Here is a 14002-nt window from a genome sequence, read left to right on the forward strand (position 1 = left end):
TCTGTGGGAAATGAAACGTGACGACCCTTCGAGACGGCCGTCGCTGCGCGACGGGCCTCCTCAGGGAGCGGGGGTCACGGCCGTCGCTGCGCGACGGGCCTCCTCAGGGAGCGGGGGTCACGGCCGTCGCTGCGCGACGGGCCTCCTCAGGGAGCGGGGTGGACGGCCGTCGCTGCGCGACGGGCCTCCTCAGGGAGCGATAGCTCTTCAGTCGGCGGTCTCCAGCCACGCCTCCTCGAGACGCTCGTGGCGCGCCTCGGCGTCGCGCAACTGCGCATCCAGCTCGGCCAGGCGGGCGAAGTCCGTGGCCGCCTCCGCCATCGTCGCGTGCAGCCGCTCGATCTCGGCGGCGACCTTCTCCAGCTGTCCCTCGATGCGGGCCAGGTCCTTCTTCCGCTGCCGCTCCGCGGCGGCGTCGGAGCGGGACGCCTCGACGGCGGCCCCTCCCGGACGCGAACCGGCGGCAGCCTTCGACCGCGCCCGGCGGTCGAGATACTCGTCGACCCCGCCCGGCAGCAGCACGCAGGACCCGTCCCCGAGCAGCGCGTAGGTGTAGTCGGTGATGCGCTCGAGGAAGTAGCGGTCGTGGCTGACGACGATGAGCGTCCCCGGCCACCGGTCGAGGTAGTCCTCGATGACGGTGAGGGTGTCGATGTCGAGGTCGTTGGTGGGCTCGTCGAGGATCAGCACGTTCGGCTCCGCGAGCAGCAGGCGCAGGAACTGCAGCCGACGCCGCTCACCGCCGCTGAGGTCGCCGATGCGGGCCACCAGTTTGTCGCCGGTGAAACCGAATTCCTCCAGCAGCGACGACGCGCTCGCCTCGCGACCGGTCGCGAGCTTCGTCTCCTCCTTGAGCCGCTTGACGGACTCCAGCACGCGGTCCTCGTCGTCCAACTCGCCCACGGTCTGCGACAGGTAGCCGAGCCGCAGCGTCTTGCCGCGCCTGACCTTGCCGCCCTGCGGGGAGCGGTCCCCGGAGAGCAGGTCCAGCAGCGTGGTCTTGCCGGCGCCGTTGACGCCGACCAGCCCGATGCGGTCGCCCGGCCCGATCGACCACGTGAGCCGGTCCAGCAGCGTCCGATCATCGACGGCGTACTGGACGTTGATGAGGTCGAACACGTCCTTGCCGAGGCGGGTGACCGCGAACTGCTGCAGGGCCAGCTTGTCGCGGGGCTCGGGCTCGTCGGCGATGAGCACGTTGGCGGCGTCGATGCGGAACTTCGGCTTCGAGGTGCGTGCCGGCGCGCCGCGCCGCAGCCACGCCAGCTCCTTGCGGGCGAGGTTCCGCCGCCGCGACTCGTTGGCCGCCGCCTGACGCTGCCGTTCGACGCGCGCCAGGACGTACGCGGCGTAACCACCCTCGTAGGCGTCGACCACGCCGTCGTGCACCTCCCAGATCCGGGTGCAGATGGCGTCGAGGAACCAGCGGTCGTGGCTGACCACGAGCATCGCCAGTCCGGCGCGGGTCCGCGCCTGCAGGTGTGTGGCGAGGAACGCGATGGCCTCGACGTCGAGGTGGTTGGTCGGCTCGTCGAGGACGATGAGGTCGTGGTGGCCGAGCAGCACCGCGACGAGGCCCACCCGCCGCCGCTCGCCGCCCGACAGGGTGGCGAGCCGGCGGTCGAGGTCGAGGTCGGCCACGAGGGCTTCGACGACGGCGCGCTTGTCGGCGTCGGCCGCCCACACGTGGTCGGGCTCACCGTCGACGATCCAGTCCCGGATGGTCTGGGCGTCGTCGCCGATGGTGGCCTGCGTGAGCACGCCTATCGACGAGTTGGTCGCGACCGTGACGCGGCCGGAGTCCGGCTCCAGTTCGCGGGTGAGGATCCGCAGCAGCGTGGTCTTCCCGTCGCCGTTACGGCCGACGACGCCGATAACCTCGCCGGCGCCCAGTCCGAGGGACACGCTGTCGAGCAGGATGCGGGTCCCGAAGCCGTGGCTGACGCCTTCGAGGTTGACGAGATTGGCCACGGATCAGCGGCCGCGCATCGCGGACCGGGCGCCCTTCATCTGGATCGGCCCGCGCGGAATCGGTGCTTTCGGCCGCATCGCGTCGAGCGCACGCAGCCGCTGGTTCACCTCGGTGATCTTGGCGGCCGACAGCTTGTTCGGCAGCTTCTTGATGTGGTCGGCGAGCTTGTCGAGCGGGATCTGGCCGGAGCCCTTGCCCATCTGCACGATGATGACGTCCACGCCGTAGGCGACCTGCTCGTGCTTCTTCTTCTCGCTGGCCAGCAGCGGCTTGAGCCGGCCGGGGTCGCCCTCGCCGATGAGCACGAGGCCGCCGGGGCCGAGCGTGCGGTGGACGGCGTCCAGCTGCCGGGTGGCGGTGATGACGGGGGTGGAGATCCACTTCTTCGGCAGCATCTGCAGGGCCACCTCCGCCGAGCCGGCCTGCCCGTCGAAGCGACGGTAGACGGCCTTGCGGGCACGCAACGTGAACACCGACAGCGCGCCGAGCACGCCGGCCGAGATGCCGACGATGCCCCACACGATCCACGCCTCGAGCACGATGCCCAGGATCAGCAGCGCCAGGAACGGCACGACGAAGCCGGCCAGCATCAACCACGGCAGCACGGTGTCGTACTGCACGGTGATCCGGTACGTCTCACGCAGCTGCCGCCACCAACCCCAGTCGGCCGGATTGGTGGAATTCTTCTTCGCGAGCTTCGCGGCCTTCAGCTCCGCCTTCTGCTTGGCCGCCAGGGCCTTGGCTTTTTCGCTGGCCATCGATCTACTCCGTCTCAACCTTCATCATGCGGGCATCCATCGCGGTGCGGTACAGGCGACCGGCGCGGTAGGAGGACCGGACCAGCGGCCCGGACAGCACGCCAGAATATCCGATCCCTCTCGCCTCCTCCGCCAGGTCCTCGAACTCCTCGGGCGTGACCCACCGGTCGATCGGGTGGAGGGTCGCGTTGGGGCGCAGGTACTGGGTGATCGTGATGAGCTCGGCGCCGGCGTCGTACAGGTCCCGCAGCGCCTGGCTGATCTCCTCGCGGGTCTCGCCCATGCCGAGGATGAGGTTGGACTTGGTCACCAGCCCGGCCTCCCGCGACATCGTCAGCACGCGCAGCGACCGGTCATAGCGGAAGCCGGGCCGGATGCGCTTGAAGATCCGCGGCACGGTCTCGACGTTGTGCGCGAACACCTCAGGGCGGGCCTCGAACAGCTGGTCCAGCAGCTCGGCCTTGCCGGAAAAATCGGGGGCGAGCATCTCGACGCCCACACCGGGGTTGAGGGCGTGGATCTGGCGGATGGTTTCGGCATACAACCAGGCGCCCTCGTCGGGGAGGTCGTCGCGGCAGACGCCGGTGACGGTGGCGTAGCGCAGCCCCATCTTCCTCACCGACGCCGCGACCCGCAGCGGCTCCGACGGGTCGTACCCCTCGGGCTTGGCCGACTCGATCTGGCAGAAGTCGCAGCGGCGCGTGCACTGGTCTCCGCCGATGAGGAAGGTGGACTCGCGGTCCTCCCAGCACTCGTAGATGTTGGGGCAGCCGGCCTCCTGGCACACGGTGTGGAGGTCGCCGTCGCGCACGATGTTCTGCAGGTCCGAATAGTTGGGGCCCATCTTGGCGGTGGTGCGGATCCACGACGGCTTCCGCTCGATCGGGGTCTCGGCGTTCTTCGCCTCGACACGGAGGAGGCGACGTCCATCGGGCTGCACTGCGGTCACCCGGACAGCCTACCCCGGCCGTTCGGGAACCCCCTGATCGCGACGTTAGGCTGAGCGGGTGCTCAGACCCGCCACCCCGCAGACGTCTGGGCTGTTGCTCCTGGTGGTGGCCGGGGTCGCGTGGGGGACGTCGGGCACGCTGGGAACGCTGCTCAACCGCGCCTCGGGGCTCGGGTTCCTGCCCGTGGCTGGCTACCGGATCCTCATCGGAGGGCTGCTGCTGCTCGCGGCGGCCGGTCTCACGGGCCGCGTCCGGCTGCCGCGACACCGATCCGGGCGGCTGCGGGTGCTGGCGATGGCCGCCTGCGCCGCGTTCGCGGCCATCAGCCTGCTGGGTGCGCGTCCGGAGCGAGACTACGACGACGCCACCGGGTCCGGTCTGGCCTTCCTGCTCGGCGGGGCCGTGGTGCTGGCGGTGGCCCTGGCGACGGGGGAGCGGGTGACGATCGACCCGGCCCCGGGCGCCGTCGCGCTGGTGGTGGCCCTCGGGCTCATCCCGTCGGCCGTCGCCTACCTGGCCTACCTGAGGGGGCTGCGGACGCAGAGCTCCACGACCGGGGTGATGGTCGCGCTGCTCGAGCCGCTGACAGGGGCGGCGCTCGCGTTCCTGGTGTTGGGGGAGCGGCTCGGCCCCACGGGGCTGGCGGGCGCCGTGCTGCTGCTGGCCGCCGTCGTCCTGGCATCCCTGCGGCCGGGTGTCCCGGCACACGCCGCGGAGTGACTCAGTCGAGCAGCGGGGTCAGCGCCCGGGTGAGGGGGTCGCGGAGGTCGTCGGCGACCCCGGTCACGGTCCAGTCCCCGCCCAGTTCTTCGACGATCGACGTCACCCCTGCGTCGGCGATGCCGCAGGGGATGATGTTGCCGAAGCGCTCGGCGGAGCTCAGCACGTTGAGCGCGAAGCCGTGCATGGTGGTCCGCCGCGCCACCCGGACGCCGATGGCGCAGATCTTGCGCTCCGGGCGGCCCTCGCCCGCCGCCAGCCACACGCCCGTGCGGCCGTCGACGCGGCCGGTCTCCAGGCCGTAGCCGGCCAGCAGGTCGATGACGGCGGCCTCCAGCGCACGGACGTAGTCGACGACGCCCACGCCGTCGCGCAGCCGGACGATCGGGTAGCCCACCAGCTGGCCCGGCCCGTGGTAGGTGATCAGCCCACCGCGGTCCACATCGATGACCGGCGTGCCGTCCTGCGGCCGCTGCTCCGGGGTGGTGCGCCGGCCGGCCGTGTAGACGGGGGCGTGCTCGACGTAGATGATCCGGCCGGGGGCGCCCGCCGCGACGGCCTCGTGCAGCTCGCGCTGCCGCTGCCAGGTCTCCTCGTAGTCGGCGTGATACTCGCCCAACCCCCGGTACTCGAACGCCACCATGGGCCCGATGGTAGCGCCGCCGTCAGACGAGGGCCGCGGCCAGCGTGACCAGCGGCGGTGCCAGCAGCAGGGCCGGCAGCAGGTCACCCACCGGGATCTGCTTGAGGTCCAACAGCCGCAGGCCGAGCGCCAGCAGCACGACGCCGCCAGTCGCGGTGAGCGCATCCACCTGGGCGGTGGTGAGCACGTCGCCGACGAAGTAGCCGACGGCGGTCAGCGATCCCTGGATGAGCGCGACGGCGCCGGCGGACGCCAGGACCCCCCAGCCGAGGGTCGACGCGAACGCCATGGCGGCGAAGCCGTCCAGCACGGACTTGACCAGCAGCTGGTCGGCGCCGCGCCCCAGCCCGTCGGACAGGGAGCCCAGGATGGCGAGCGGGCCGACGCAGAACAGGAGCGTCGCGGTGACCATGCCGTCCACGAAGCGCGCCGCGTCCCCGGACGCGGTGAAGCGGGCGCGTACCCAGCCCGCCCCCTGCTCGAGCCGGTCCTCGACGCGCAACCACGACCCGAGCAGCGCCCCGACGAGCAGGGCGGCCAGGACGACGAGCATGGCCGCGCCGTCGACCGCCTCGCGCAGCGCCTCAGAGTTCATGGCCACCACCGACATGCCGCCCAACACCAGCGTGACGAGCCCGAGGACCGCGGTCACCGTCGACTTGGTGGTCTCCGGGATCCGGTTGCCCAGGGCTATCCCGATGAGAGACCCCACCACGACGGTGATGACGTTGACGACGGTCCCGGCTCCGATGAACACGCCCGCCATCCAACCAGATGGGGCAGGCTGAACCACACACGGGTCCACCTAGTTTGTCTCAGGTTTGTCTAACCTTTAGGCTGGCGGGCGACGGCGACGGGAAGGAGCGGGCATGCGACGATTCCTCGCCGAGCCGCGCGCGTTCCTGGCCGCCGCGCTGCTGCACCCCGTGGAGCGCACCCGGGTCGAGACCCCCGGCCAGCGGCTGCGGCGGCTCGTCGTCGTCGCCCTGACGATCGTCGCCGGCGCGGTGGCGCTGGGGTTCGCGCTGGCGATCCCGCCGGGCGAGAGCGAGTTCTACCTGGCCACCGTGGGCGTCGCCGCGCTGTGGGTCGTGGGCGCGCTGGCGTCGGGCCCGCTGTATCTGGGGGAGGGGCGCGCGCGCGACGGCGGCCGCAGCCGCGGCGTCGTCCAAGGCGTGCTGCTCGGCCTCATGCTGCTGGGTGTCTTCCTCGCCGGAGCTCTCGTCGTGGACCGGATCCCGCTCCTGGCGGCGCCCGTCGAGGACCTCCTCGACCACGCCCGCTTCGGCTCCCTGTGGATCGTCGCGCTCATCACGGCCGTCAACGGCGTGGCGGAGGAGTTGTTCTTCCGCGGCGCGGTCTATGCGTCGCTGCCCCGCAGCGTCAACGGCATCGGCTCCACCGCCCTGTACGCCGCCTCGACGCTGTTCACCGGCGTCCCCCTGCTGACCTTCGCCGCGATCTGCCTCGGACTGCTCACGGCCGCGCAACGCCGCGTCACCGGCGGGGTTCTCGGGCCGATTGCCTCACATCTCACGTGGTCACTCGGCATGCTGTTCCTATTGCCGCCAACGCTCGCCCTGGGAGGCTGACGTGCCCCGCACCGCACTCGTTACCGGCGCCACCGGATACATCGGTGCCGCGCTCGTACCCGTCCTCCTCGACGCCGGCTGGCACGTCCGCGTGCTCGCCCGGTCGCCACAGAAGCTCGATCCCGCCTGGCGGGACCGCGTCGAGGTGGTCACCGGGGACGCGGCCGACTTCGCCGACGTCGTGCGGGCCCTCACGGGCGCCGACGTCGCGCATTACCTGCTCCACTCCATGGACGGCAAGGGCGACTACCGGGCCCGTGACCGGGAACTGGCGGCCACCTTTGCCGAGGCCGCCCGCGACGCCGCCGTCGGCCGGATCGTCTACCTCAGTGGGCTGCACCCGCGCGGCCCGCTGTCGGACCACCTGGCCTCGCGCGTGGAGGTCGGGGAGATCCTCCTGGGCTCCGGGGTGCCGACGGCCGTGCTGCAGGCGGGGGTGGTGCTGGGCGCCGGCTCGGCCTCGTTCGACATGCTGCGCCACCTCACGGAGCGGCTGCCGGTGGCGGTGGGGCCGCGCTGGCTGCGCAACCGCATCCAGCCCATCGCCGTCGACGACGTGCTGTTCTACCTGCGCAGCGCCGCCGACCTGCCCCCGGAGGTCAACCGCACCATCGACGTCGGCATGGACGAGCGCATGACGTACGTCGACATGATGCGCCGCTACGCCCAGGTGACCGGCCTGCGCCCGCGGCACATCTGGACCCTGCCCGTGCTCACGCCCGGCCTCGCGTCGCACTGGGTCGGCCTGGTCACCCCCGTGGACGCCGGGATCGCCCGGCCGCTGGTCGGCAGCCTCATCCACGACGCCGTCAAGGACGACGACGACGCCCGCACCCTGCTCGGGGAGCCGCCCGGCGGCACCGTCGGTTTCGACGAGGCCGTCCGGCGTGCCACGGCCGGCATCGATCCGCACTGGTGGAGCCGGACGCTGCGCGGCGGCGTCGCGGGCTTCGGCCTCTCGGCCGGTTTGGCGGTGGCCTCCACAATCCTGTCGGTCACCATCGCTAGGCTCGTGCGCGATCGGCGAAGGGGGGAAGCCGCATGATCGACGACCGTCTGACTCAGGCGTTCGACAGGGGGGCCAAGCGCTACGACCTGCTGGTGGCGCTCAACCCGGGTTACCACCGCGAGCTGCGCCGCGCCGCGGAGGCGCTGATCGGCCGGGTCGGTGAGCGGGAAGGACTGCGGCTGCTGGACCTGGCCTGTGGGTCCGGGGCGTCGACGCAGGCGCTGCTCAACGCGTCGCCGCCTGGCACCGAGATCCTCGGCCTCGACGCGTCGCGCGGGATGCTGGCGCAGGCGCGGGCCAAGCACTGGCCGGGCCGCGTCACGTTCGACCAGGCGCGGGCCGGCGAGATCGACCTCGACCGCATCGACGGTGGCCGCGACGGGATCCTGACCTGCTACCTCTTCCGCAACGTGCCGGAGGAGGACCGGGACCGGGCCGTGGCGGAGGTGTTCGCGCTCCTGAGGCCGGGCGGCTGGCTCGTCGTGCAGGAGTACTCCGTCGCGGGGGACCCGGCGGCCGCCTTCGTCTGGGACGCCGTCAGCCGCGGCGTGATCATCCCGCTCGGATCGGTGCTCGACGGCGGCCCAGAGCTCTACCGCTATCTGCGCCGCAGCGTCCACGACTTCGATTCCGTCGACCGGTTCATGCAGCGGCTCGCCGCCGCCGGCTTCGTCGACATCGCCCACCGCACCGCCGCCGGGTGGCAGCGCGGCATCCTCCACACCTTCGTCGCCCACAAGCCCGAGGAGCACGCATGAGCCAGTACCCCGGCCGAGACCGCCGCGCCGTCCGACATCGCGGCCCCTCCGGAACGCCGCGCGTGCGGGACCCCCGCACGGCGCTGGTGGTCGGCGGGGGAATCGCGGGCCTGACGGCCGCCACGGCGCTCGCGGAGCGCGGCGTGGGGGTCACGCTGCTGGAGTCCGGGGATCGGCTCGGCGGCAGGGTGGCCGCCTGGCCGCTGGACGACGGCCGCACCATGAGCCGCGGTTTCCATGCCTTCTTCCGCCAGTACTACAACCTGCGCGGGCTGCTCGCGCGGATCGATCCGCAGCTCGGGTTCCTCGTGCCGATCGAGGACTACCCGCTCCAGCGCCCCGACGGCCTGCGGGACTCCTTCACCGGGCTGGCAACCACCCCACCCTGGTCCGTCATGCAGTTCGTGCTGCGCAGCCCCTCCTTCACCCTGGGCTCGCTGGCCAAGGTCGACGTGGCGGCCGCGCTGGAACTGCTGCGGGTCCGGTTCCGCGACACCTACTCCGCCTACGACGGCGAGTCCGCCGCCCAGTTCCTCGACCGCCTCCGCTTCCCGCCGGACGCCCGCGACCTCGCGCTGGAGGTCTTCGCCCGCTCCTTCTTCGCCGACCCCCGCGAGTTCGCGGCCGGGGAGCTCGTCGCCATGTTCCACACCTACTTCATGGGCTCGGCCGAGGGGCTGCTGTTCGACGTGCCCGACGACGACTACGACACCGCCCTGTGGGCGCCGCTCGGCCGGCACGTGGCCGGTCTGGGCGTGGACGTGCAGCTCGGCCGCACCGTCGAGTCCATCGGGCTGGCCCAGGGGTCCGCCTGCGTCGTCGTCGACGGCGAGCAGCTCGACGCGGACGCCGTCGTGCTCGCCACCGACCCGCGCAGCAGCCGGGCCCTCATCGGCGAGCTGGGCGGCTCCGGGCTGGGCGGCTGGCAGCGTCGCGTGGCGGGGACGGTCAACGCGCCGCCGTTCGTCGTCGTGCGGCTGTGGCTGGACCGGCCGGTCGCGGCCGAACGACCGGCCTTCGTCGGCACCTCCGGCTACGGTCCGCTGGACAACGTGTCGGTGCTGGAGCGGTTCGAGGACGGCGCCGCGCGGTGGACTGAGGCCAACGGCGGCTCGGTCGTGGAGCTGCACGCCTACGCCTGCGCGCCCGAAGTGGCCACCGACGGCGCCGCCCGCGACGCCGTCGTGGAGCGGCTCGAGAGCGAGTTGCACCGGATCTTCCCCGAGACCAGGACGGCCGGCGTCGCCCACCGCGAGGTGCTGGTGCGCGACGACTGCACGCTGATCGGCCCGCAGCGCTGGATGGACCGGCCCGGTGTCCGCACGCCGTCGCCCCGCCTGATGCTGGCGGGGGACTGGGTGCGGTGCGACTATCCGGTGGCGCTCATGGAGCGCGCCGCGACCACCGGCTTCGTCGCCGCCAACGCGCTGCTGGAGGGCTGGGGCGCCCAGGGGCATGACCTCTGGACCGTGCCGATGACGGGCATCCTGGCCCGCTGACCGGAACTAGACGGGCAGGGAGCCGCTGAGCGCGCGCAGCGTCACGGCGGCCTTCTCCCGGCCCGGCACCCGGATGCGGCCGTGGAACACGTCGTACCCGGCGTCCTCGATCCGGTCGAGGATCCGCCGGTACAGCACCAGGGCCGTTCCGACGCAGCGCCGCGACGCGGGGGGCAGCATGTCGAGCCCCGGCAGGGCCTCGGCATACAGGGCCCGGTTGCGGGCCACCTGTTCGGCCATCATGGCCTGCCACTGCGGCGTCACCCGGCGTTCCCACGGGTCGACCCCGTGCCGGGCGAGATCCTCCTGCGGCAGGTAGACGCGCCCGCGGTCGAGGTCCTCGTCGACGTCGCGGAGGAAGTTCGTGAGCTGGAACGCGTGGCCGAGCGCCCGGGCGGGTTCCTTGGCGTCCTGCGTGTAGGGCTCCAGGACGGGCAGCATCATCTCGCCGATGACGGCGGCCGAGCCCTCCATGTAGCCGTCGCGGAGGTCCGACCAGGTGGCCCACGACGAGGTGGTGAGGTCCGCGGCCATCGCGTCGAAGAAGCGCTCGAAGCACTCGGGGTCCGTGCCGCGGCGCCCGATGCTCTCGACGATGGCGGACATGACCGGCTGCTCGGCCTCGCCGCGGGCCAGCGCGTCGAAGAACGTGTGCCGGAACGCCTCCAGCCGCTCGGCCGACGTGCCGTCGCGCGGGACGGCGCAGTCCTCGGTCTGCACCTTCTCGGGCTCGTCGACGATGTCGTCGGCGAGGCGGCACAGGGCGTAGACGGTGTAGACGTCGCGGCGCTGCTGCTGGGGCAGGAGCCGCGCGCCCCAGTAGTACGTGGTGCCGTAGTCGCGGGTGAGCTGCGCGCAGCGTCGGTACCCCGCCTCCTGGGCCGCGCTCATCGGCCCAGCTCCGCGACGCGGGCGGCGGCCAGCTTGCCGGACACCAGGACCATGGGGATCCCGACACCGGGGGTGGTGCCGGAGCCGGCGAACACCAGGCCCGGGACGCGACGGTCCACGTTGCGGGGGCGGAACGGGCCGGTCTGCGGGAAGGTGTGGGCGAGCGCGAAGGGCGTGCCGGCCGCCATGCCCTGCCGCTCCCAGTCGACGGGCGTGACGAGCTCCTCGGTCACGATGTCGGTGGGGTAGCCCAGCCGGTCGAGGGTGCCGAGCATGCGTTCGCGCAGCCGCGGTCCCTCCGTCGCCCAGTCCATTCGGCCGACGTGCAGGTTCGGCACCGGTTCGAGGTAGTACAGCGTGTGGTGGCCGGCCGGGGCGGCCGCGGGGTCGTCCAGGGACGGCACGGACAGGAACCGCGATGGGTCCGTCATCGCTACCCCGTCGTCGAGCAGCTCGCGGAACGACTCGTCCCAGGCGCGTCCGAAGTAGATGTTGTGGTGACCGACCCCCTGGGGGAGGTCGCCCTTCACCCCGACGTGCCAGACCAGCGCGCTCGGCGAGTACTTCCCACGGCGCGCCACCCGGGGCGCCGGCAGGCCGGGGAGTAGACGCTCATAGGCTACGGGCAGGTCGGCGGTGACGACGACGGCGTCCGCGGGGACGAGCGAGCCGTCGGCCAGCCGCACACCCGACGCCGACCCGTCGCCGCGGCGCTCCACCCGGTCCACCGGGCTGGAGTAGCGGATCTCGACGCCCGCGTCGGTGGCCGCGGCGGCCATGGCGCGCGGGACCGCGTGCATGCCCCCCTCGGGGAAGAAGACGCCCTCGATCGAATCCATGTAGGTGATGACGGCGTACAGGGCCAGCGCCTGCGCGGGCGCGAGCCCGGCGTACATGGCCTGGAAGCTGAACACCCGGTGCAGGCGCTCGTCGTCGAAGCGGCGCGCGACGGTGGGGCCGAGGCGGCCGAAGCCCCCGAGCCGGACCAGCTCAAGCGCGGCCCGCGGTGAGCGGAACAGACTGAGCGGGGAGTTGAAGTTCGCGTCGATGAAGTGCGGCAGCTCGACGTCGTTGAGGCGCTTGAGCCAGTCGACGAACCGGTCGAAGGCGGCGGCGTCCTTCGCGCCGCTCTGGGCGAGGATCTCCTCGCGCATCGCCTCGTGACCGGGCCGGACGAGCAGCGTCGAGCCGTCGGCGAAGTGCGCGTGGTAGGCCGGGTCGAGCAGCTGGAGCGTCACGTAGTCCGACACGCGACGGCCGACGGCGGCGAACGCCTCCTCGAGCAGCGACACCATCGTGAACACTGTGGGGCCGGTGTCGAAGCGGAAGCCGTCCTTCTCGAGCGAGCCGTTCCGCCCGCCGGGGATGGCCTCGCGCTCGAGGACGGTGACGCGATGCCCGGCGCCGGCGAGGTGCAGCGCGGCGGCGAGGCCGGACAGGCCCGCGCCGACGACGACGACGGTGCGGGGGGTGGTGGCGCGGGGTGCGGGTCGACGCATCAGGCGTCCCTCCATGCGAGTGAGTGGGCGGTGTCGCGGAGGCCGGTGACGCCGGCCGCGGTGAGTGGCAGGGTGTCGAGGCAGGCGAGTCCCTCGGCGACGGCGTCGGCGATCATCGCCTCCAGCTCGTCGGCCACGCCGGCGGCGCGCATGGCGTCGGCGAGGGGGGCGACGTCGTCGCGGCCGAACGCCGGAGTGCCGACGCGGGCGACGAGCTCGGCGTCCGGGCCGGTGAGCCGGTCGCCGGCCAGCGACAGCAGGACGGTGGCCTTGGCCTCGCTGAGGTCGTCGCCGGCGGGCTTGCCCGTGATGTCGGGATCCCCCCAGACGCCGAGGTACTCGTCGCGCAGGGCGAACGCGCGGCCGAGGTGGTCGCCGCACTCGAGGAGCGTCGCGACCGCCTTCGCGGTGGCGCCGGCCGCGGTCGCGCCCAGCTGCAGCGGCCTGGCGACGGTGTAGCGGCCGGTCTTGGCGCGGGCGATGTACTCGGCGTGGCCCCGGTCGCGCCGCGCGGCTGCCGCTCCGGTGAGGTCCGCCCGCTGCCCGGCGATGAGTTCCACCGAGAGCACGTACCAGAGGTCCCGCAGGGGCTGCGGTAGCCCGTCGACGAGCCGGTCCGCCATGGTGTGGGCGAGGTCGCCGAGCAGGATGGCGAGGTTGCGGCCGAACACCTCGCGGTCGCCGAAGGCGGTGGCGGAGCGATGCCACCGGGCGGCCTGACGGTGCGCGGACGGGCGGCCGCGGCGCGAGTCCGACTCGTCCATGACGTCGTCGTGGATGAGCGCGAAGAGATGCAGCGTCTCGAGGGCGGCCGCCACCCGGACGAGGTTGCGGTAGCCGGTCGAGCCGTGGACGCCGCCCGCGGCGATGAAGCCCCAGTAGGCCAGGGCGACGCGGAGCCGCTTGCCGTGGCCGACCAGCAGCGAGCCGAGCCAACGGGGGAGGTCGGCGGGCAGGACGTCGAGGCCCAGGTCGCCGGCGTACTCGCGCCACTCGATGGCCAGCGACTCCAGCTCCGCGGTGAGCAGCGCATCGACGTCGCCGATGGCGGAGCCGACGTCCACCGACGGGGGAGTGGCCCGCCACGCGGCGTCCGGGTGGCCGGCGGCGATGAGCGGCACCTGGAGCGCGGCCCACGGGCTGTACACGTGCGGGGTCGCGGTGATGGCGTCCGCAAGCTTCTCCCACGGCACCCACCTCCACTCCGCGACCTCGCCCGGGTCTGGCGTCGGCTGCTCGTCGGGCACGAAGGCCGCGAACACCGGGCAGATCTCGTTCTCGACGATGCCCGAGGCGTCGGTCGCCCGGTAGCGGAAGTCCGGCACCAGCGGGGTGAGCGGGCCGACGTGCAGCCCCAGCTCCTCGCGGATCCGGCGCCGGGCCGCCTCCTCCAGCGACTCCCCGGGCTTGGGGTGGCCGCAGCACGAGTTGGTCCACACCCCGGGCCAGGTCTTCTTGGCCAACGCCCGGCGCGTGACCAGGACCTCGCCGCGTGCGTTGAACACGTACGTCGAGAAGGCGAGGTGGAGCGGGGTGTCGGTGGTGTGCACCTGCATGCGGTCCGCACGCCCGATGGGGGTGCCGTCCTCGGCGAGGAGCACGACGTCGTCTGGCTCCCCGGCGGCCGGCGGGGCCGCCTCGCGGTGTCGATCTGCGATCATGGCTGTGTCCAATGTTTGTCGAACCTTGGGACGACCTTAGCGGGGCCGCT

Annotated in this window: 13 protein-coding genes and 1 pseudogene; 5 read left to right on the top strand and 9 right to left on the bottom strand. The window is 72.7% G+C overall.

The window, feature by feature from the left end; all coding sequences use genetic code 11:
* Positions 1-207 precede the first annotated feature (207 nt).
* The 3 genes from ACFQPD_RS00865 to ACFQPD_RS00875 are packed head-to-tail and all read right to left on the bottom strand — an operon-like array spanning position 208 to position 3679.
* Entirely contained in the window at positions 208-1971 is a 1764-nt protein-coding gene (locus ACFQPD_RS00865) for an ABC-F family ATP-binding cassette domain-containing protein (protein ID WP_385897409.1), read from the bottom strand.
* Positions 1972-1974: 3 nt separating this feature from the next.
* A complete protein-coding gene (locus ACFQPD_RS00870; protein ID WP_385897412.1) occupies positions 1975-2730 on the bottom strand; it encodes a DUF4191 domain-containing protein in 756 nt (251 codons plus the stop codon).
* A 4-nt stretch (positions 2731-2734) separates the two neighbouring features.
* The gene (locus ACFQPD_RS00875; RefSeq protein ID WP_385897414.1) at positions 2735-3679 is read right to left on the bottom strand and encodes a lipoyl synthase; all 945 of its coding nucleotides are present in this window, start codon (positions 3677-3679) and stop codon (positions 2735-2737) included.
* Between the two features lie 58 nt (positions 3680-3737).
* On the opposite strand from ACFQPD_RS00875, the gene ACFQPD_RS00880 reads away from it, so the two are divergent.
* Positions 3738-4400 (top strand): EamA family transporter, encoded by a 663-nt coding sequence (locus ACFQPD_RS00880; RefSeq protein ID WP_385897416.1) that lies wholly within the window; start codon positions 3738-3740, stop codon positions 4398-4400.
* Position 4401: 1 nt separating this feature from the next.
* Here the strand turns inward: ACFQPD_RS00880 and lipB are convergent, their stop codons facing one another.
* Both lipB and ACFQPD_RS00890 read right to left on the bottom strand, forming a co-directional pair.
* Positions 4402-5043 (bottom strand): lipoyl(octanoyl) transferase LipB, encoded by a 642-nt coding sequence (lipB, locus tag ACFQPD_RS00885; protein WP_385897419.1) that lies wholly within the window; start codon positions 5041-5043, stop codon positions 4402-4404.
* A gap of 22 nt (positions 5044-5065) precedes the next feature.
* Positions 5066-5800, bottom strand: coding sequence for a DUF554 domain-containing protein (locus ACFQPD_RS00890; RefSeq protein WP_385897421.1), 735 nt, complete (start codon positions 5798-5800; stop codon positions 5066-5068).
* A gap of 112 nt (positions 5801-5912) precedes the next feature.
* Between ACFQPD_RS00890 and ACFQPD_RS00895 the strand changes: the two genes are divergently transcribed.
* The 4 genes from ACFQPD_RS00895 to ACFQPD_RS00910 are packed head-to-tail and all read left to right on the top strand — an operon-like array spanning position 5913 to position 9901.
* Entirely contained in the window at positions 5913-6635 is a 723-nt protein-coding gene (locus ACFQPD_RS00895; protein ID WP_385897423.1) for a CPBP family intramembrane glutamic endopeptidase, read from the top strand.
* 1 nt (position 6636) lies between these two features.
* Positions 6637-7680 (top strand): NAD(P)H-binding protein, encoded by a 1044-nt coding sequence (locus ACFQPD_RS00900; protein ID WP_385897426.1) that lies wholly within the window; start codon positions 6637-6639, stop codon positions 7678-7680.
* A complete protein-coding gene (locus tag ACFQPD_RS00905) occupies positions 7677-8402 on the top strand; it encodes a class I SAM-dependent methyltransferase (RefSeq protein WP_385897429.1) in 726 nt (241 codons plus the stop codon). Before ACFQPD_RS00900 ends, ACFQPD_RS00905 begins: the two co-directional genes overlap by 4 nt.
* Positions 8399-9901 (top strand): FAD-dependent oxidoreductase, encoded by a 1503-nt coding sequence (locus tag ACFQPD_RS00910; protein ID WP_385897432.1) that lies wholly within the window; start codon positions 8399-8401, stop codon positions 9899-9901. Before ACFQPD_RS00905 ends, ACFQPD_RS00910 begins: the two co-directional genes overlap by 4 nt.
* Positions 9902-9907: 6 nt before the next feature.
* On the opposite strand, the gene ACFQPD_RS00915 is transcribed toward ACFQPD_RS00910, so the two are convergent.
* From ACFQPD_RS00915 to idi, 4 genes and pseudogenes are all read right to left on the bottom strand, one after another.
* Positions 9908-10792: a phytoene/squalene synthase family protein gene (locus ACFQPD_RS00915; RefSeq protein WP_353082052.1), complete on the bottom strand. Its 885-nt coding sequence runs from the start codon at positions 10790-10792 to the stop codon at positions 9908-9910.
* The gene (gene crtI, locus ACFQPD_RS00920; protein WP_385897435.1) at positions 10789-12291 is read right to left on the bottom strand and encodes a phytoene desaturase family protein; all 1503 of its coding nucleotides are present in this window, start codon (positions 12289-12291) and stop codon (positions 10789-10791) included. Before crtI ends, ACFQPD_RS00915 begins: the two co-directional genes overlap by 4 nt.
* Positions 12291-13412 carry a polyprenyl synthetase family protein gene (locus tag ACFQPD_RS00925; protein WP_385897616.1) on the bottom strand — a complete coding sequence of 374 codons (1122 nt, stop codon included), beginning with the start codon at positions 13410-13412 and terminating at the stop codon, positions 12291-12293. Before ACFQPD_RS00925 ends, crtI begins: the two co-directional genes overlap by 1 nt.
* Positions 13410-13952 (bottom strand): annotated as a pseudogene (gene idi, locus ACFQPD_RS00930) (isopentenyl-diphosphate Delta-isomerase); the annotation flags it as partial. The pseudogene idi and the gene ACFQPD_RS00925, both read right to left, overlap by 3 nt.
* Positions 13953-14002: the final 50 nt, after the last annotated feature.

Source organism: Tessaracoccus sp. O5.2, assembly GCF_964266725.1.
Lineage (GTDB): Bacteria > Actinomycetota > Actinomycetes > Propionibacteriales > Propionibacteriaceae > Arachnia > Arachnia lapidicapta.